The 17,411-nt window shown below is 65.4% G+C and carries 11 protein-coding genes, 1 tRNA gene and 2 pseudogenes; 3 read left to right on the top strand and 11 right to left on the bottom strand.

Annotation, left to right across the window (positions count from 1 at the left end; all coding sequences use genetic code 11):
- Positions 1 to 22 precede the first annotated feature (22 nt).
- The 6 genes and pseudogenes from DSM100688_RS09030 to DSM100688_RS09010 all read right to left on the bottom strand — a co-directional run bounded on the left by DSM100688_RS09030 (position 23) and on the right by DSM100688_RS09010 (position 7,757).
- On the bottom strand, positions 23 to 1,864 hold the full coding sequence (locus DSM100688_RS09030) for an ABC transporter ATP-binding protein (RefSeq protein WP_163146872.1): 1,842 nt from the start codon (positions 1,862 to 1,864) through the stop codon (positions 23 to 25).
- 435 nt (positions 1,865 to 2,299) lie between these two features.
- Positions 2,300 to 3,277, bottom strand: coding sequence for an aldo/keto reductase family protein (locus DSM100688_RS09025; RefSeq protein WP_152358772.1), 978 nt, complete (start codon positions 3,275 to 3,277; stop codon positions 2,300 to 2,302).
- Between the two features lie 519 nt (positions 3,278 to 3,796).
- Positions 3,797 to 4,864: pseudogene (locus DSM100688_RS09020) on the bottom strand (Maf family protein); the annotation flags it as partial.
- Positions 4,865 to 5,007: 143 nt separating this feature from the next.
- Positions 5,008 to 5,293 (bottom strand): annotated as a pseudogene (locus tag DSM100688_RS12380) (Maf family protein); the annotation flags it as partial.
- A gap of 37 nt (positions 5,294 to 5,330) precedes the next feature.
- Positions 5,331 to 6,329, bottom strand: a complete 999-nt coding sequence (gene thrB / locus DSM100688_RS09015; protein ID WP_152358770.1) for a homoserine kinase — start codon at positions 6,327 to 6,329, stop codon at positions 5,331 to 5,333.
- A gap of 114 nt (positions 6,330 to 6,443) precedes the next feature.
- Positions 6,444 to 7,757: a homoserine dehydrogenase gene (locus tag DSM100688_RS09010; RefSeq protein WP_152358769.1), complete on the bottom strand. Its 1,314-nt coding sequence runs from the start codon at positions 7,755 to 7,757 to the stop codon at positions 6,444 to 6,446.
- Positions 7,758 to 8,155: 398 nt separating this feature from the next.
- On the opposite strand from DSM100688_RS09010, the gene nagE reads away from it, so the two are divergent.
- Both nagE and DSM100688_RS09000 read left to right on the top strand, forming a co-directional pair.
- On the top strand, positions 8,156 to 9,721 hold the full coding sequence (gene nagE, locus DSM100688_RS09005) for an N-acetylglucosamine-specific PTS transporter subunit IIBC (RefSeq protein WP_152358768.1): 1,566 nt from the start codon (positions 8,156 to 8,158) through the stop codon (positions 9,719 to 9,721).
- Positions 9,718 to 10,221, top strand: a complete 504-nt coding sequence (locus tag DSM100688_RS09000; protein WP_152358767.1) for a PTS sugar transporter subunit IIA — start codon at positions 9,718 to 9,720, stop codon at positions 10,219 to 10,221. Before nagE ends, DSM100688_RS09000 begins: the two co-directional genes overlap by 4 nt.
- Before the next feature lie 156 nt (positions 10,222 to 10,377).
- Here DSM100688_RS09000 and DSM100688_RS08995 read toward each other — a convergent pair whose 3' ends face one another.
- The 5 genes from DSM100688_RS08995 to DSM100688_RS08975 form a co-directional block, all read right to left on the bottom strand.
- A complete protein-coding gene (locus DSM100688_RS08995; protein WP_152358766.1) occupies positions 10,378 to 11,991 on the bottom strand; it encodes a diaminopimelate decarboxylase family protein in 1,614 nt (537 codons plus the stop codon).
- A gap of 229 nt (positions 11,992 to 12,220) precedes the next feature.
- The gene (argS, locus tag DSM100688_RS08990) at positions 12,221 to 14,035 is read right to left on the bottom strand and encodes an arginine--tRNA ligase (protein WP_152358765.1); all 1,815 of its coding nucleotides are present in this window, start codon (positions 14,033 to 14,035) and stop codon (positions 12,221 to 12,223) included.
- Between the two features lie 263 nt (positions 14,036 to 14,298).
- The gene (locus DSM100688_RS08985) at positions 14,299 to 15,651 is read right to left on the bottom strand and encodes an amino acid permease (RefSeq protein WP_239519376.1); all 1,353 of its coding nucleotides are present in this window, start codon (positions 15,649 to 15,651) and stop codon (positions 14,299 to 14,301) included.
- A 338-nt stretch (positions 15,652 to 15,989) separates the two neighbouring features.
- Positions 15,990 to 16,379 carry a Rid family detoxifying hydrolase gene (locus tag DSM100688_RS08980; RefSeq protein ID WP_152358763.1) on the bottom strand — a complete coding sequence of 130 codons (390 nt, stop codon included), beginning with the start codon at positions 16,377 to 16,379 and terminating at the stop codon, positions 15,990 to 15,992.
- Between the two features lie 477 nt (positions 16,380 to 16,856).
- Positions 16,857 to 16,929 (bottom strand) — tRNA-Arg (locus tag DSM100688_RS08975).
- A 99-nt stretch (positions 16,930 to 17,028) separates the two neighbouring features.
- Here DSM100688_RS08975 and DSM100688_RS08970 point away from each other — a divergent pair.
- On the top strand, positions 17,029 to 17,411 hold a 383-nt coding region (locus DSM100688_RS08970; protein ID WP_476727151.1), incomplete at its 3' end, for a CYTH domain-containing protein.

Raw genomic sequence — 17,411 nt, 5'->3', positions numbered from 1 at the left:
AAGCCTTGGCCGGAAGCCTTGGTCAGAAGCCTTGCGAGGCGCCGGACTGCATGCCGAGCTGCTTGTGGTAGATGTCCCAGTAGCGGCCGTGCTGCGCGACGAGTTCGGCGTGCGTGCCGCGTTCGACGATGCGGCCGTGTTCGAGCACGAGGATCAGGTCGGAGTCCTTGACCGACGAGATGCGGTGCGCGATCGTCACGATCGTCTTGTTGCCGTCCATCTCGCGCAGGTGCTTCTGGATTTCGGCCTCCGTCTCCATGTCGACGGCCGACGTGGTGTCGTCCATGATGAGGATGCTCGGGTTGTCCGCGAGCGCGCGGGCGAGCGACAGGCGCTGCTTCTGGCCGCCGGACAGGCCGACGCCGCGTTCGCCGACGACCGTGTCGTAGCCTTGCGGCATGGCCTTGATGAAGTTGTCCGCGCCTGCGATCTGCGCCATCTTGTGGATGTAGCAGTCGTCGGTGTCGGAGCCGGCGCCGAAGCCGATGTTGCCGCCGATCGTGTCGGAGAACAGGAACGTGTCCTGCGCGACGATACACACCTGCGAACGCAGGGTGGTGAGCGGCCAGTCGCGCGCGTCGATGCCGTCGATGAGCACATGGCCGACGGTCGGGTCGTAGAAGCGCGAGATGAGGCTGACGAGCGTGGATTTGCCGGAGCCGGTTTCGCCGAGGATGCCGAGTTTGCTGCCTGCCGGGATGGTGAAGTCGATGTCCTTGAGGATCGGCGTTTCCGGATCGTCGGGGAAGGCGAAGCTGACGTGGTCGAAGCGGATTTCGCCGCTGATGCGGTCGGGGGTCGCCGGGTGCGGCGCGCCCACCTGTTCGGCGATGGCGACGGCCTGCTTGACGGTCTCCTTCGCGTCGGGCTTTTCGGTGATACGCGGCTGTTCGGTGAGCAGACGGCGGATCTTGATGCAGCTGGCGTTGAAGCGCTGCCAATCGTTGATGAGCCATCCGGAGGCGCGCACCGGTCCGTCGATCATCCACAGGAACGAGTTGAAGCTCACGAGGTTGCCGAGCGTCATGTCGCCTTTGATGACGAGGAAGCCGCCGAGGCCGAGCGTGATGAGCTGCAGACTGAAGCCGAGGCCGTCGAGCCACGGCATGTACCGGCGGGAGTTGTAGGCGAGCGCCATGTTGCGCTGCATGTAGTCGTCGTTGTGCTCGTCGAACTTCTGCGTCTCGTACGGCTCGCGTACGAACGCCTTGACGACGCGGTTGCCTTCGATGTTCTCCTCGACCATCGAGTTGAGGGACGCGAGCGAGTTGCGGATCGCGAAGAACAACGGGTGCGCGTGCGTGGACAGGCTGCGCGTGAGCACGAAGATGAACGGCGTGACGCAGGCGAGCGCGAGCGCGAGTCGCCAGTCGATCGAGAACATGACGCACAACGCGCCGATGAACATGACCACGCAGTCGGCGATCTGGTAGCTGACCCAGCTGAGCATATGGCGCAGCGCGTCGGTGTCGGAGGTCATGCGGCTCATGATGTCGCCGGTGCGCGTGTGGTTGAAGTAGGTGAAGTCGAGCTCGTGCAGTTTCTCGTATTCGTCGCACACGAGACGGTAGATGGAGTTCTGGCCGAAGCGTTCCATCCACATCTGGTATCCGTATCGCGAGCCCACGCGGATGACCGTCATGACGATCATGAGCATGCAGAAGTGCAGCAGTCGTTCGGTGTGGCCCTGCGTGATGACCTGATCGACGATCATGCCGGTGATCAGCGGGATGGTCAGGGCCATCGTGTTGTTGGCGCAGAACAGCAGCATCGCGCCGGCCACGCGCGGCAGATCGGGTTTGCAGTAGGGCAGGATCCAGCGCAGGTTGCCCTTGTCTTGGTTTTTCGTCGGATCGACGTACATGTGAGGAAATCCCCGCATTCTTGATTGTTTGCTTGTGGTATGGTGCGGCGCGTGTTCCGTTTGCCGCACGCGACATTCGCTGCCGCCACGATTCACGACCGTCGTGTTTCGAGCGTCCCGCAACCGGCGCTCTCCTCGCCGGCCGAAACCCCTGTTCGGATTCGCAAACGTGAACTAGGTTAGTCGAACCATATTTCGTTTCAACCTTGCGCTTGTGTGCGTGTTGCCCTGTGATTCCAACGGTTTGCGACGATTCGGCGATTGTTTTCGGCTCGTTGCGAAATCTCGTTCGCGTATCACGCGCGTGGCGGAAATGTCTCACTGAGGATGCCCTCAGTGAGACATTTCCGCCACGCCGGTATGGTCGTGGCGGTTTTCGCTCGCTAAGCGTCTGCTTAGCGAGCGAAAACCGCCACTGGGGGGATGTGGCCTGAATCAGCCGACGTGACGCTCGAAACGCTTGAAGCCGAGGATGTCGTCGATCTGCTTGAGCGCGTCGGCCGGGATCTCCACGCCGGACGCGGCGATGTTCGACTCGAGCTGGCTCGGCTTGCTCGCGCCGACGATCACGGAGCTGATGATCGGCAGACGCAGGATCCACGCGAGCGCCAGCACCGGCATCTTCACGCCCAGTTCGTCGGCGATCTTGCTCAGCCGCTCGACCTTGTCGAGGTTCTCGTCGGTGAGCAGCGCGTTGATCTGATGGTCGGACTGCCACGTCGCGCGCGAACCGGCCGGCAGCGGCTGGCCCTTGCGGTACTTGCCGGTCAGCAGACCCTGCGCGAGCGGGGAGAACGGCGTGATGCCGATGCCGTAGCGTTCGCACGTCTCGACGATCTCGTGCTCGATGTAGCGGTCGACCATGTTGTACTGCGGCTGGACGACGGTCAGCGGGTGCAGGCCACGCTCGGAGATGATGCGCTCGGCGCGCTCGAGACGCGCGGCGCTCCACTCCTCGGACACGCCGTAGTACAGGATCTTGCCCTGGTCGACGAGGTCGCTGAGCGCCTGCAGCGTCTCCTCGAGCGGTGTGGTCGTGTCGAAGCGGTGGCAGTAGTACAGGTCGATGTAGTCGGTGCCGAGGTTCTTGAGGCTCTGATTGCAGTTGTTGAAGATGTGCTTGCGGCTGAGTCCGCGGCCGTTGACGCCCGGACGGGTGCCGAAGTAGACCTTGCTGGAGATGACGAGGTCCTCGCGGTGATGCTTGGCGATGAACCGGCCGAGGAAGCGCTCGGCGTCGCCGCCCGAGTACGCGTCGGCGCAGTCGTAGAAGTTGATACCGGCGTCGAATGCGGCGTCGGCGATGGCCATCGCGTTGTCGACGGCGGCGGTGTCCTCGAGTCGGGTCATCCAGCTGCCGAGTGCGATCTCGCTCACCTTGATGCCGGCCTTGCCCACGTTGCGGTACTTCATGGTTGCTCCTTGTTCCTTTTGATGATGAGGTATCCATCCGCATCGATGATCGCGCTTCATTGGCGCCCCATCGATGTTCACGCTAACAACCCTAAAGGTTCAACCCCACTTGAACGCAACCCGCGAAACGCCGATGACTCCAACCGTCAGGAACATCCCCGCGCGCCACCGCCTTCCCCCTCTACGGACATCCAGCGTTCCAGTCATCGAACACAGCTCACCCCCAACGGACATACAGCCGAAAAGGGCGGGCAAATTGGCTGTATGTCCGTAGAGGGAAAGAGCCAGACACACGTGGGAACGTTCCCAGACGCCCGACCCGCAACCATCACGGACATACAGCCGATTTGACCGTCCTTTTCGGCTGTATGTCCGTTAAGGCGGGAAAGAAACACCCCCGCAAAAGCAAAGATTCCCCGTTCCCCTAACGGACATACAGCCGATTTACCCCATCAAATCGGCTGTATGTCCGTTAGGGGGACTCGAGACCGGAACGATTGGAACGCCCGGGTGAAAACCCTACGCGCGATGCGCGGCGGCGATGGCGTCGAGCCGCGCACGGAACCGCGGCCAGTCGGTCTTCATCGCGGTGAGCAGCTTGCGGTTCGGCACCTCGTCGATCGGGACCCACTCGATCTCCATGCTCTCGTCGTCGTTCGCACGCGGCTCCACATGGTGCCCCGGCTTCTCGAACGCGAACACGGTGGTGTACGCCCAGTTGCCGTGGTCCTCGCGCCACGACCCGACCACCTCGATGTCCTCGGGCGTGATGTTCGCCTCCTCGTAGGACTCGCGCAGCGCACCCTCGATCGGCGACTCGCCGTCCGCGGTCGCGCCGCCCGGAATGCCCCACGTGCCGCCTTCCGCGCTCCACGCCGCGCGGTGCTGCATCACCACGTGCGTCACGGCCCCGGTCACCGCGTCACGCCGTGCCAGCAGCACGCCGGACGCGCCGTTCAGCCCCCAGTGCCGCCGCCCGCACATGCAGTCGACCCAGCCGTCGCCCGGCTGGTGCACGTTCTCCGCCGGCGGCACGATGCTCGACGGATCGGATTTGCCGGCCGGGAACAGCTCGCCACGCTCCACGTTCCACAGATCGGTCCACTCGACGCCCAGCTGCCCGGCAAGCTCGCGCAGCAGCGGCAGGCTGATGCCGATCACGCCGTGCGGGTCGCCCTCGATGCCGTCGATGAACGCGCCGCCGAACCCTTCGAGCGTGAACGATCCGGCGACCTCGAGCGGCTCGCCGGTGGCGAGATACCGTTCGAGATCATGGTCGGAGTAGTTGCAGAAGTGGATCTTCGCGTAGCTCACGCCGCTCACGGCGCGCCCGGTCGCGAAGTCGATCAGGCAGTGGCCGGTCCACAGTTCGCCGGTGTGCCCGCGCATCGCCCGCAGCCGTTCGCGCGCGACCTCGACGCTGTGCGGTTTGCCGTAGCATTCGCCGTCGAACAGGAACATCGAGTCGCAGCCGACGATGAGCGGGCCGACGGCCGCGTGGGTCAGCCCCGGCTGCATGGCGACGATGTTGGAGATCGGTTCGACGGTGGTCGGCACGTCGACGCCGGAGAAGTCGCGGGTCGTCGCGTTGATGTCGGCGTCGTGCGCGTTCGGCTGGTCGTTGGTGAGTTTCGCAAGCAGTACGTCGCGCGGCGATTCGCCGCCGGCGGAGCCGGCGGAATCAACGGAGTCGCCGGACGAACCGGCGGACGGATCATCAACAGGATCGGCGGCCTGCAGCGGGTACGCGATGACCCGCTCGCCGGTCGCGGCGGCGGCCGTGTCGGCGACGTGGCGATACGCCTGATGAACGGCCTGCGCCTTGGCTTCGGCGAGGATCGCGACGCGCCTGTCGACGGTCAGATCGTCCACGTCGCATCCGGCGGCAGCGGCGGCGCGTTCGAGCGCGGCCGGTTCGTCGACATGCGACACGCGGATGGTCGGGCAGATGCCGGCCGAATACAGCACGTCGCGGCGCGGCTTCGACTTCGACGCGAGAATCAGCGGAATGGACATGATGGTCTCCTCCTTCGGCCTTGGCTCCGCCTTCATCCTACTTGCGGATGATTTCGACGCCCTTGGTGTTGACGGCCGGGTGCAGCACGCGCCAGTGGCCGTCGGCCAGACGGTCGCCGGCCACCTCGTCGATCGCGTCGGCCGCGTCGCCGTAGTGCAGCACGAGCACGCACGGGCCCGCGCCGGACACCATCGCCGCGTAGCCGCGCGCACGCAGCTCCTGGATGAGCTGCCACGACGGCGCCATGAGGTCCTTGCGGTACGGCTGGTGCAGCCTGTCCTGCGTGGCCGCGAACAGCAGCGCGTTCGGGTCGGACGACTTGGCGAGCGCGGCCGGGTTCATCGCGGCGGCGAGCAGCGCCACGCGCGACACGTTGAACACGCCGTCGCGGCGGGCGATCTGGTCGGGCAGCGCCTCGCGCGCCTTTTCGGTGGACAGTTCGTAGTCCGGCACGAACACGGAGGTCTTGATGTTCGGGTCGACCTTGTACTTGATCGTGTGGAAGCCGCCGTGCAGCGGCTCGCCGCCGGGGATCGGCACGGAGCCAACGCCTTCGGCCGTGTCGAAGTTCCACGACGCGGTCATGCCGCCGTAGACGGCCGGCGCGACGTTGTCGGGGTGGCCTTCGATCGCGGCGGCGAGTTCGAACACGGAGTCGCGGTTGAGGTCGTCGTCGTGCGCGAACGCGGCGGCCGCGGCGATGCCGGCGACGATCGCCTCGGCGGACGAGCCCATGCCGCGCGCCTGCGGGATGTTGTTGTGCGCCTCGAGGATGAACCCGATGCGGCCCAGCCCGAAGGTCTGGCAGGCGCGGCGGAAGGTCGAGACGACCAGATGCGTTTCGTCGCGCGGCAGCGTGTTCTCGCCTTCGCCGTAGATGAGCACCTGCGCGGCGCGGTTCGACGGGTCGGCGCTCAGCGTGAACGTGAGCTCGTCGTGATAGTCCAGGGCCAGGCCGACCGCATCGAATCCGGAGCCCAGATTGGCGCTGGTCGCCGGGACGCTGACCTTGACCTGTTTACAGATCGGTTCCATATCTCCCCTTACGAAAACTGAATCGCGACCGTACCGCACCGGGTGCGATACGGTCAGTGCGCGACGCTTGCGATGCCGTCGCCGTCCGCCGTTCCCGACGGCTCAGCCGGACCGTCAGTCAAGCACGCGCAGGATGGACGGCTCGCCGGCGACGCAGTCGAGCTTGCACACGGCCTCCACGGTGCGCCGCAGCGTCACCTCGTCGGTCAGGTGCGTGACGATGCGCAGCTGCTGCAGTTCGCCGTCGTAGCCCGGCTCCTTCATGGTGGGCTTGAGGTCCTGGTTCACGCCGTTGATCGACACGCCGTTGTCGGCGAATTCCTTGGCGATCGCGGCGAGCACGCCCGGCTTGTCGTGGATGAGGAAGCGCACGGCGAACGCGGCACGGCTCGCCTCGATCGGCGCCTTGGGCAGGTCGTTGTACATCGGGATGGTCGGGCCGGTGCAGCCCTGCGCGATGTGGCGCGCTTCGGTGACCACGTCGCCGACCACGGCAGAGGCGGTCGGTGCGCCGCCGGCGCCGCGGCCGTAGAACATGAGGTCGTCGGCGGCCTCGGCCTTGACGAAGATCGCGTTGAACGAGCCATGCACGGACGCGAGCGGGTGCGTTTCGGGGATGAGCGCCGGGTAGACGCGCGCGGAAACGCCGGCCTCGCCGTTCTCGACGACGGCGAGCAGCTTGATGACCTTGTGCTCGGCGGTCGCGGCGGCGATGTCGTCGGCGGTGATCTTCGTGATGCCCTCGACCGAGACGTCGTCGATGGTCACGTTGGTGTGGAAGCCGAGCGTGGCCATGATCGCGGCCTTGTTCGCCGCGTCGTGGCCCTCGATGTCGCCGGTCGGATCGGCTTCGGCGTAGCCCTTGGCCTGCGCGTCCTTGAGGACGTCGTCGAACTGGAGGCCCTTGGTGGTCATCTCGTCGAGGATGTAGTTGGTGGTGCCGTTGACGATGCCGAGCATGCTCGTCACCTTGTCGCCGGCCAGCGATTCGCGCAGCGGCAGCAGGAACGGGATCGCGCCGCCCACGGCCGCCTCGAAGTAGATGTCGACGCCCTTGGCGGCGGCCGCGTTGTAGATCTCCGGGCCGTACTTGGCGAGCAGGGCCTTGTTGGCGGTGACGACGGACGCGCCGGATTCGATCGCGGCCATCACGAACGTGCGGGCCACGCCGGTGCCGCCGATGAGTTCGATGACGATGTCAGCGTTCGTCGCGACCTTCATGGTGTCGGCCGTCAGCAGCGACTTGTCGATCCACGGATAGTTCACTTCGTCCGGATCCAGGCAGGCGACGCCGACCAGTTCGATCGGACGGCCGATGCGCGCGGCGAGCTCGTCCTTCTGTTCCACGAGCAGTCGCGCGGTCTGCGATCCGACGGTTCCCGCGCCCAGCAATCCCACGCGGATGGGGGTTTCGTTCGGCTGTGCCACAAGCATCCTTTCCTTGACGCGCCGCACGGCGCCCTACCGTCGCGCGGCATCACAATTCCTCCACTATCCTACGGTCCGAATCCGACACGCCGTAAGCCAAGTGTCTTAACAAAAATACGAAACGTCGCGTTGAACGTAACCGTCAATCGCCAGTAGTCTTCACGTCGCATGCGAACATTGCAGCAACCACTTGCAGTAAAGAAACTTAACTAAATGGTCATCCACCGTGCCGTCAATGACGTAAACTGGCCAGTAAGAGCGATAGAGCCGCCCGCAATCCGCGGGACCTTCGCCAAGGAAGGCGAAGGCGCGGTCGATGACGAACGTCGGCGATCACAGCAAGCAGTACCAGTCGCTCGCACGACCCTGCATCGTTGCAGAGGGAGGATGGAAGAACAATGAAAGCGTACATTCAGCGTCTGGGACGCGCGCTCATGCTGCCGGTGGCCTGCCTGCCGGCAGCGGCGCTGTTCCTGGGTCTCGGCTACTGGATCGACCCGAGCGGCTGGGGTGGCAACAACGTCATCTCCGCCTACCTGTGCAAGACCGGATCGGCGATCCTCGACAACCTCGGCCTGCTGTTCGCCGTCGGCGTCGCCATCGGCATGGCGCGCAACCGCGACGGCGCCTCGGCGCTCTCGGGCCTCGTCGGCTTCATGACCGTCACCACGATCATGGGCTCCGCCTCGATGTTCCTCGGTTTTGACCCCGATCCCGTGGTCATCGCCAAGGAGCACCCGGCGTTCGCGGCCGGCGCCATCGGCAACAAGAACGTGTTCTTCGGCATCATGGTCGGCTGCATCGCCGGCGCGCTGTACAACCGGTTCCACCAGACGAAACTGCCCGACTTCCTCGCGTTCTTCTCCGGCCGCCGCTGCGTGCCGATCCTGACCGCCGCCCTCATGTCGGTGATCTCGCTGGCCCTGCTGTTCATCTGGCCGCTCATCTACAACGGCCTCGTCGCCTTCGGCGAGGGCATCATGGGCATGGGCGCGGTCGGCGCCGCCATCTACGCGTTCTTCAACCGCCTGCTCATCCCCACCGGCCTGCACCACGCGCTCAACAACGTGTTCTGGTTCAACCTCGCCGGCATCGACGACATCACCAAGTTCTGGAGCGGCGTCGGCGGCCTGAACGGCGACGTGGCGGCCGTGACCGCCACCGGCGGCTTCCACCCGTACGGCGTGTACGTCACCGGCATGTACCAGGCCGGCTTCTTCCCGATCATGATGTTCGGCCTGCCGGCCGGCGCGCTCGCCATCTGGAAGAACGCCAAGCCCGAGAACAAGAAGGCCGTCGGCTCGCTCATGCTCGCCGGCGCGCTGGCCGCGTTCTTCACCGGCGTGACCGAGCCGCTTGAGTTCTCCTTCATGTTCGCCGCCTTCCCGCTGTACGTGGTGCATGCACTGCTCACCGCCCTGTCGGTGTTCATCGCCGCGTCCTTCCAGTGGATCGCCGGTTTCAACTTCTCCGCCGGCTTCATCGACTGGTTCCTCTCGCTCAACGTGCCGCGCGCGCACATGCCGTTCATGCTCATCGTGCAGGGCCTCGTGTTCGCGGTCATCTACTACTTCGTGTTCGACTTCGTGATCCGCAAGTTCAACATGAAGACCCCGGGCCGCGGCGATGAAGAGGTCGCGGACGCGACCGCCGACGGCGCCTCCGACGCCGCCCCGACGACCGGCGACAAGTACGACGTCCTTGCCTCCAAGCTGTATCAGGCCCTCGGCGGCAAGGCCAACGTGGTCGAGATCGAGAACTGCACGACCCGCCTGCGCATGGGCGTGAACGACACCGCGAAGGTCGACGTCGGCGCGATCCGCAAGCTCGTTCCCGGCGTGAAGGTCCTCGATACGAAGAACGTGCAGGTCATCGTCGGCACGCAGGTGCAGGCCGTCGCGGATGCGATGGAGAAGCTGCACGGCGCGCCGGTGATCACCGGAGGCCCGGCCCCAAAAGCATGACGGCAGCGCCCGCTGCCGCTCCGCAACCCGCTCCGGCCGTTCCTGACGGATCCGAGCCCGTCCTGGCCCCCGTGGACGGTTCGATCAAGGCGATCGAGGACGTTCCCGACGATACGTTCGCCGCGAAGATCCTCGGCGACGGATTCGCCGTGGTGCCGTCATCGGCCACGATCGTGGCCCCGGTCTCCGGCAAGGTGACCACCGTGGCCAACGCGCGCCACGCCGTGGGCATCACCACCGATTCCGGTGTCGAGGTGCTCGTGCACATCGGCGTCGACACGGTGCAGCTCGGCGGCGAACCGTTCGCCGTGCGCGTCGCCGTCGGCCAGACGGTCACCGCCGGCACGCCGATCCTCGACGCGGATTGGGATGCCATCAAGGCCGCCGGCAAGCCGACCGACGTCATCGTCGTGTTCACCAATCCGGCGCTGATCAAGGAGCTCGCGATCACCGCGCACGGTGCGGTCGCCGCCGGAGCGCCGGTCGGCACCCTGCGCTGACCGGACCCAAACCCCTAGTGGCGGAAAAGGCTCACTGAGACATGTCTCAGTGAGCCTTTTCCGCCACTACGCGTCGTATCGCTCATCCGCGTGGCGGTTTTCGCTTGCTGAGGCGCGCCTCAGCAAGCGAAAACCGCCACGTTCATATCAGCCCAGTCAGCCCAGATCGAGGCCGAGCAGATCGTCGATCGTCTGGCGACGCAGCATCACGTGCGCACCCTCCTCGCTCACGGCGACGACCGCCGGGATCAGCGCCTGATTGTAGTTGCTCGCCATCGTGCGGCCGTACGCGCCGGTCACCGGCACCGCGAGCACATCGCCGCGCTTGAGGTCGACCGGCAGTCGATCCTCATGCACGACGATGTCGCCGGACTCGCAGTGCATGCCGACCACGCGCACCAGCATCGAATCGTCCGAACCGCGTCGGTTCACAAGCCGCACCGTGTAGTCCGCGCCGTACAGGGCCGGGCGGATGTTGTCGCTCATGCCGCCGTCCACCGACACATACACACGCTCGTCGATCGGATTGCCGGCCTTATCGGTCGGCTGTCGGCCTTCCGCGTCCGCACTCAGCAGCACGTGCTTGATCGTGCCGACACGGTACAGCGTGACGCCCGCGGGCGCGACGATCCAACGGCCCGGCTCGAACGAGATCGCGGGCGCGGGCATGCCGAGCGCGCGGTTGATCGCCGTGACCGCGTCGGCCAGACGGCCCAGCTCCACGTCGATGTCCATCGAATCCTCGCCGTCCGTGTACGCCACGGAATAGCCGCCGCCGAGATCCACCTCGGGCAGCGTGTAGGCGTCGGTGGCGTAGAAGGTCTTGCGCAGGAGCATCATGCGCTTGGCGGCCTGGATGAACGCGTCCGCGTCATGGATGTTCGAGCCGATATGCGAATGGATGCCGACCAGTTCAAGCACGTCCTGATGGCGTTGGATCTCCTTGAGCACGGCGAGCGCGGGGCCGTCCGCCACGGCCGTCATCGCCTCGGCGAGCTTGCGGTCGGGTTCGGACAGCTCCTCGCCGCTCAGGTCGTACGGGTACTTGACGTCGTAGCGCAGCTTGCGTTCCGGCTTGGCGGTCGAATCGGCGGCGGACTCCGCGCCGTCGTGCCGCTCCCCCACGCGCGCGTTCGTCACGGCCGGGGTCACGTCGGTCAGGTCGTCGAGGATCGACAGCACGGACGTGTCCGCGCCGGCCGGCAGCAGCGGCACGCCGAACTTCTGGTCCTCGTGCGCGGTCGAGATGAACTCGTGGCCGCCGGCGTGGATGCCGGAGGTGACGCGCAGCATCACGCGGGCGCGCTTGCCGAGGCGATGCGCGATTTCGGCGATGCGGGCCGGCTCGTTTGGCTCGTCGACGACGATCTTCGCGAAGCCCTCGTTGATGGCCAACTCGATCTCCGCGTCGGACTTGTTGTTGCCGTGCAACACGAGCCGACGGCCGGGCGCGCCCGCGGCGAGCGCGATCCTCATCTCGCCCATCGTGCACGTGTCGACGTACATGCCGGCCGCGAGCACGAGCCGTACGATCTCCTTGGAAAGGAACGCCTTGCCGGCGAAGCTCACATGCGTGGTCGAGTTGTTGAACGCGGCCGCGGCGGCCTCCACGAAATGCTTGGCGCGGTCGGCGACCTCGTCGGTGTCGATCAGGTAGAGCGGCGAGCCGAACTCGTCGAGCAGCGACTCGGCGGTGCGGCCGTGGAACGTGATCGCGCCGGTGGCGGGGTCGACGGTCGTGGCGGCCGGCCAGATCGGGGTGATTGCCATAAATGGTTCCTCTCTCCCCTCAGTCAGCTTCGCTGACAGCTCCCCTCGGCGAGGGGAGCCACACCATACGGCCTCCGCTCCCCTCCCTGAGGGGAGCTGTCACGTGCCGCGTGACTGAGGGGAGCAAGGCCGTTACATCTTCTCCGGACGGACAGTCGACCGGCTGTCCGTAGCAGCGAACAGCGATAGCGTCGTGAGCGTCGCAGAATACAGCAACGGCCGAAGGCCGTTACATTTTGTCGGGGGAGGTGACACCGAGCAGGTCGAGGCCTTCGGCGATCACGGTGCGCACGGCGTCGTTGAGCTTGAGTCGCGCGGCGGCGCGGGCCGGTTCCGGGGCCTTGGCAATGCGCAGCGCCTCACGCTCCGCCTCGTCGCCGCGGGTCTCCGGGTCGGTCAGTTCCATCGGCACGACGCGTTCCACGTTGTACCACTTGTGGTACGCGGCGGCCAGATCCTCGAGGTAGTGCGCCACACGGTGCGGCGCACGCGCGTCGCCCGCGAGCGTGAGCAGCGCCGGCCACTGGGCGAGCGCGGCGAGCACCTCACCGTCCGCCTCGGTGTCAAGCAGCGCGAGGTCCGCGCCTTCAACCGTGATGCCGGCGGCCTCCGCATTGCGGTCCACGTTGCAGGAACGCGCGTGCGCATACTGCACGTAGTACACCGGGTTGTCGTTGGAGTGCGACGCAAGCAGGTTCAGGTCGATGTCGACCGGCGAATTATAGTCGGTGCGCGCAAGCGAATAGCGCGACGCATCCACACCGATCGCCTCGGTCAGGTCATCGATCGTGACGACGTTGCCGGCGCGCTTGGACATGCGCACGGCCTTGCCGTCTTTGAGCACGTTGACGAGCTGGCCGATGAGGATCTGCATGTTCTCGCCCGGCTTGTCGCCGAACGCGGCGCACATGGCCATCATGCGGCCGATGTAGCCGTGGTGGTCGGCGCCGAGCATGTAGATCGCGATGTCGGCCGGGTCGGTCGCACGGTGGCGCTTGTTCCAGTAGTACGCGATGTCGGCGGCGAAATACGCGAACTCGCCGTTCGACTTGATGATCACGCGGTCCTTGTCGTCGCCGTGCTTGGTCGACTCGAACCAGGTCGCGCCGTCCTTCTCGTAGATGTCGCCGCGCTCGCGCAGCACTTCGATCGCGCGCTTGACCTCGCCGTCGGTATACAGGCTGTTCTCGTGGAACCAGACGTCGAAGTGCACGCGGAAGTCCTTCATCGACTTGCGGATCTCGTCGAACATCATCGGCACGGCGCGCTTGCGGAACTCCTCGCGCTGCTCGGAATCGCCCTCGCCGAGCGGGTTGCCGTCCTTGTCGAGACCGCCGTCGACGCGCGGCAGGGCGAGCACGTCCACGCCGTCGGCCTCGGCCTCGGCGATCACGCGGTCGGCAATCTCGTTGATGTACGCGCCCTTGTAGCCATCGATCGGCGTCTCCTCGCCGTGCGCGGCGGCGACGAGCGACTTGGCGAAGCGGTTGATCTGCTCGCCGTGATCATTGAAGTAGTATTCGCGTACGACCTTCGCGCCGTTCGCCTCGAGCACGCGGGCCATCGAGTCGCCGACGGCCGCCCAGCGGGTGCCGCCGATGTGGATCGGGCCGGTCGGGTTCGCGGAGACGAACTCGAGGTTCAGGGTCTTGCCGGCGAGGTGCGCGTTCTTGCCGAACGTGGACACGCCGTTGGCGTCGGCGGGGGCGGCGAGCACCTGATCGACCACGGCCGCGGCGGACGCGGAGTCGAGGGTGATGTTGATGAAGCCGGGGCCGGCCACTTCGACGGACTTGATGCCGTCGGCGGCGGTCAGGCCGGCGGCGAACAGCTCGGCCAGGTCGTGGGGCTTCATGCCGGCCTTCTTGGCCAGCTGCATGGCCGCGTTCGAGGCCCAGTCGCCGTGCGCGCGATCCTTCGGGCGCATGACGGCGAGCTTCTCGACGGGCGGGATCAGATCATCGGTGAGGTTGCCGGCCTTGCCGGACGCCACCAGTTCATGGGCAATACGCGAAATCAGTTCGCTCAGGGCTTCAGGACTCATTCTTCCAAGGATACCGGCGAGTCTGACTTCTCACGGACGGGCCGATTCGCGATGCAATTCGCAAACTGAGAGGCAGTTTCCTGCCCTTGCGCAGGTCTTTCTTGAAACTGAGAGGCAGCCACGCGCTCCCACAGACCCTGATAACGACATAATTCTCGAACAATCGGGAATATATGTACGGGCGGCTGCCTCTCAGTTTCAAGAAAGACCTCTGCACACGCGGAAAACTGCCTCTCAGTTTGCAGAAAGCCGCCCGGAACCCGCTATTCCGCCTTCCGCGCGCGTTCGATCGCCCAGTAGCCGCCATAGCACAGCGCCACGAACGGCACCATGCAGTACAGCGTCGAACGCTGCGTGTCGTCCAATGCCACGAGCACCAGCGCGCCGAGGCACATCACGATCGCCAGCCACGGCAGCACCGGATATCCGGGCGCGCGGTATCCGAGCTCGGCCACGCTGTGCCCGCCGCGCACCCACTCGCGCCGAAACCGGATATGGCACACCGCCACCGAGAACCACACCACCAGCGTCGCCAGTCCCGACACCGCCACCAGCACGAGGTACACGGTCGAGGCCGCCACCACGCTGGAGAGCAGTGCCAGAAGCGAGCCGCACATCGAGAACAGCACCGCCCACACCGGCACGCCGCGGAAGTTCGTCTTGGCGAATCGTGCCGGGATCAGCCGCTCCTTCGCCAGCGACCACACCATGCGCGAGCACACGTACAGCCCGGAATTGGCGGCCGACAGCACAGCCGTCAACACCACGAAGTTCATGATGTCGCCGGCGAACGGCATGCCGATCGATTGGAACACGAGCACGAACGGGCTGGTGTCCACGCCGGCCCGATGCCACGGGATGAGCGCGGCCATCACCGCGATCGAACCGATGAAGAACATGGCGAGACGGAACACGGTGGTGTGCACGGCCTTCGGGATGGCCTTGCCCGGATCGCGCGTCTCGCCCGCGGCCACGCCCACGACCTCGGTGCCGGAGAACGCGAACACAACGGTGAGCAACGTGGAGAAGACCGGCGCGATGCCGCGCGGGAACCATCCGTCGGCGACGAAATTGCCGAACAGCGGGGCGCCGGCCGCGGCCGCACGGCCCGCAATCGGAATCGCGCCGAAAATCGCAAGCAGACCGATCACGATGAACGCGACGATCGCGAACACCTTGATCGACGCGAACCAGAACTCGGCCTCGCCGTACAGCCGCACCGACATGATGTTGAGCGCAAACACCACCGCGATGAACACCGCCGACCACACCCATGCCGGCGAATCCGGAAACCAGCGTTGCATGAGCAGTCCGGCCGCGGTGAATTCGCTGGCGAGCGCCACCGCCCAGTTGAGCCAGTACAGCACGGCGATCACGAACGCGGTGGCCGGGCCGATGAAGCGTTTGGCGTACAGGTGGAAGCTGCCCGCATACGGCATGGCGACCGACAGTTCGCCGAGCGAGACCATGACGCAGTAGACGAGCACGGAGCCGATCGCGTAGGCGAGGATCGCGCCGAGCGGGCCGGCCTGGTTGATGGTGTATCCGGAGCTGACGAACAGACCGGTGCCGATCACGCCGCCGAGGGAGATCATGGTCAGGTGACGCGATTCCATGCGCCGTTCGAGTGCAGTGTCCTCAGTGCTCGCGGCGGCCGAGATGCCGGTGATTTCGGTGGCGTCCGTTTCGCGGGTGCCGCGCTTGGCCATGGTGGCTCCTTCGGATCGTGGTTCGGTTCGGCTGGCTGTCGCGCGCGTCATTGCGCGGGCGACTTATACAGACTTACGTATGATAGCCGCGGCGTGAGAACAGTCGCCGTTAACGACAGCGGTGCGTCGTCCGTCCGTCATCGGACAGGCGACGCACCGCGTCGATATCCATTCGTGATATACGGGACACGTACCGCACGTACGTGTCGCCAGTCATACGTATGCGTACGTATGCGGCACTTACGTCACTGCACGGCGATGGCGTCGATCTCGACGAGCGCGCCCTTCGGGATGTCGTTGCCGCCGAACGCCACACGGGCCGGCTTCACGGAGCCGATGAACACCTCGGCGTAGCGGGCGTCGACCTCCTTGAAGTCCTCGACGTGCTTCAGGTAGATGGTGGCGCGCACGACGTGCTCGATGCCGGTGCCGGCCGCGTCGAGAATGCACTTGATGTTCTTGAGGGCCTGCGCGGCCTGCTCGCCGGCGGTCTCGCCAGCCAGTTCGCCGGTGGCCGGGTCGATGCCCAGCTGTCCGGAGACGAACACGAAGCCGTTGGCCTTCACGGCCTGGCTGTAGGCGCCCAGTGCGGCCGGGGCCTGTGAGGTCGCCACTTCTTCCATCTTTTCGCTCATAGTCGATACTCCTTTGGTGTCGGTCGAGGTTGGTCGAAAGTCTGCGTTACGTCCGCGCGATCGCACGCGCTTGGCATCCCAATATAGTCGCGTCGCGCGCCGCGACGGCCGTCCCGTCCACAACCCGGCGATGTTCCGCTTCGCCGGCACCGTACGTCACGTCTCTCGTGTCACTCATCCGCGCTTCTCCAACGCGTCCGTCCCTCGCTCACACATCCTCTCTTCTCCTAACGTTCTTCCTTCTTTGCACTTCCCTTCAACACATCCGTCCCTTCCAACGCATCCCTTCTCTTTAACGGACATACAGCCGATTTTCCTACCCAAATCGGCTGTATGTCCGTTAAGGGGGAAGACATCAGAAACGGGAAAACGAGAAAACCCGCGTGCATTATGCACCAGCAATGTACCCGATATGTACCTGATTCGGTGAAGATAACAAATCCAAGACCGCAAATCCCTGCGATACCGCCATTCTTGTGGGCCCGATGGGGTTCGAACCCACGACCTTCTGTTCCGGAGACAGACGCTCTATCCACTGAGCTACGGACCCAAGCAACGCACTACTTTACACGTCGCCCCGACCGAACGGCAAACGGCACGCCACGCCGTCACATCGCAGCGACTCCGCGGCCGTGTCTAGACTGGGCGTATGGGCGATAATCTGAACGATTTTGAATTCGAACGCAGGTTCTTCTGCCGCCACATGCCGGCCGAACTTGACGACGGCGACGCGCCGACTCTCATCGTTCAGAGCTATTACGTGCACGACGGCAATTACGCACTGCGCGTACGGCTGATGACCCGCGCGGCGCGGCTCGACATGACGCCTGATCTCGATCCGATCGCCGTGCTGCGCGAGTACCGCGACGTGTTCCGTGAGGCGTACGTGACGGTGAAGGGGCCGGCGGTGGGCGGCACGCGGTACGAGGCGGAACGCGAGATCGATTCGCGGATCGCGGCGGAGCTGATGATGCGCGGCGGCGCGCCGATCATCAAGAACCGGTATTCGGTGTGGCTGGACGAGGATGGCTG

Source organism: Bifidobacterium ramosum (assembly GCF_009299505.1).
Lineage (GTDB): Bacteria > Actinomycetota > Actinomycetes > Actinomycetales > Bifidobacteriaceae > Bifidobacterium > Bifidobacterium ramosum.
The sequence above is the reverse complement of the archived record's forward strand: the minus strand, read 5'-3'. Positions and strand labels throughout refer to the sequence as shown.

Bases quoted from the DNA above. Each gene is read 5' to 3' on its own strand.
- DSM100688_RS08980 (WP_152358763.1), bottom strand. From the start codon at position 16,379: ATGAGCGAAAAGATGGAAGAAGTGGCGACCTCACAGGCCCCGGCCGCA.
- argS (WP_152358765.1), bottom strand. From the start codon at position 14,035: ATGAGTCCTGAAGCCCTGAGCGAACTGATTTCGCGTATTGCCCATGAA.
- DSM100688_RS09025 (WP_152358772.1), bottom strand. From the start codon at position 3,277: ATGAAGTACCGCAACGTGGGCAAGGCCGGCATCAAGGTGAGCGAGATC.
- thrB (WP_152358770.1), bottom strand. From the start codon at position 6,329: ATGGAACCGATCTGTAAACAGGTCAAGGTCAGCGTCCCGGCGACCAGC.
- DSM100688_RS08985 (WP_239519376.1), bottom strand. From the start codon at position 15,651: ATGGAATCGCGTCACCTGACCATGATCTCCCTCGGCGGCGTGATCGGC.
- DSM100688_RS08995 (WP_152358766.1), bottom strand. From the start codon at position 11,991: ATGGCAATCACCCCGATCTGGCCGGCCGCCACGACCGTCGACCCCGCC.
- DSM100688_RS09030 (WP_163146872.1), bottom strand. From the start codon at position 1,864: ATGTACGTCGATCCGACGAAAAACCAAGACAAGGGCAACCTGCGCTGG.
- DSM100688_RS09000 (WP_152358767.1), top strand. From the start codon at position 9,718: ATGACGGCAGCGCCCGCTGCCGCTCCGCAACCCGCTCCGGCCGTTCCT.
- nagE (WP_152358768.1), top strand. From the start codon at position 8,156: ATGAAAGCGTACATTCAGCGTCTGGGACGCGCGCTCATGCTGCCGGTG.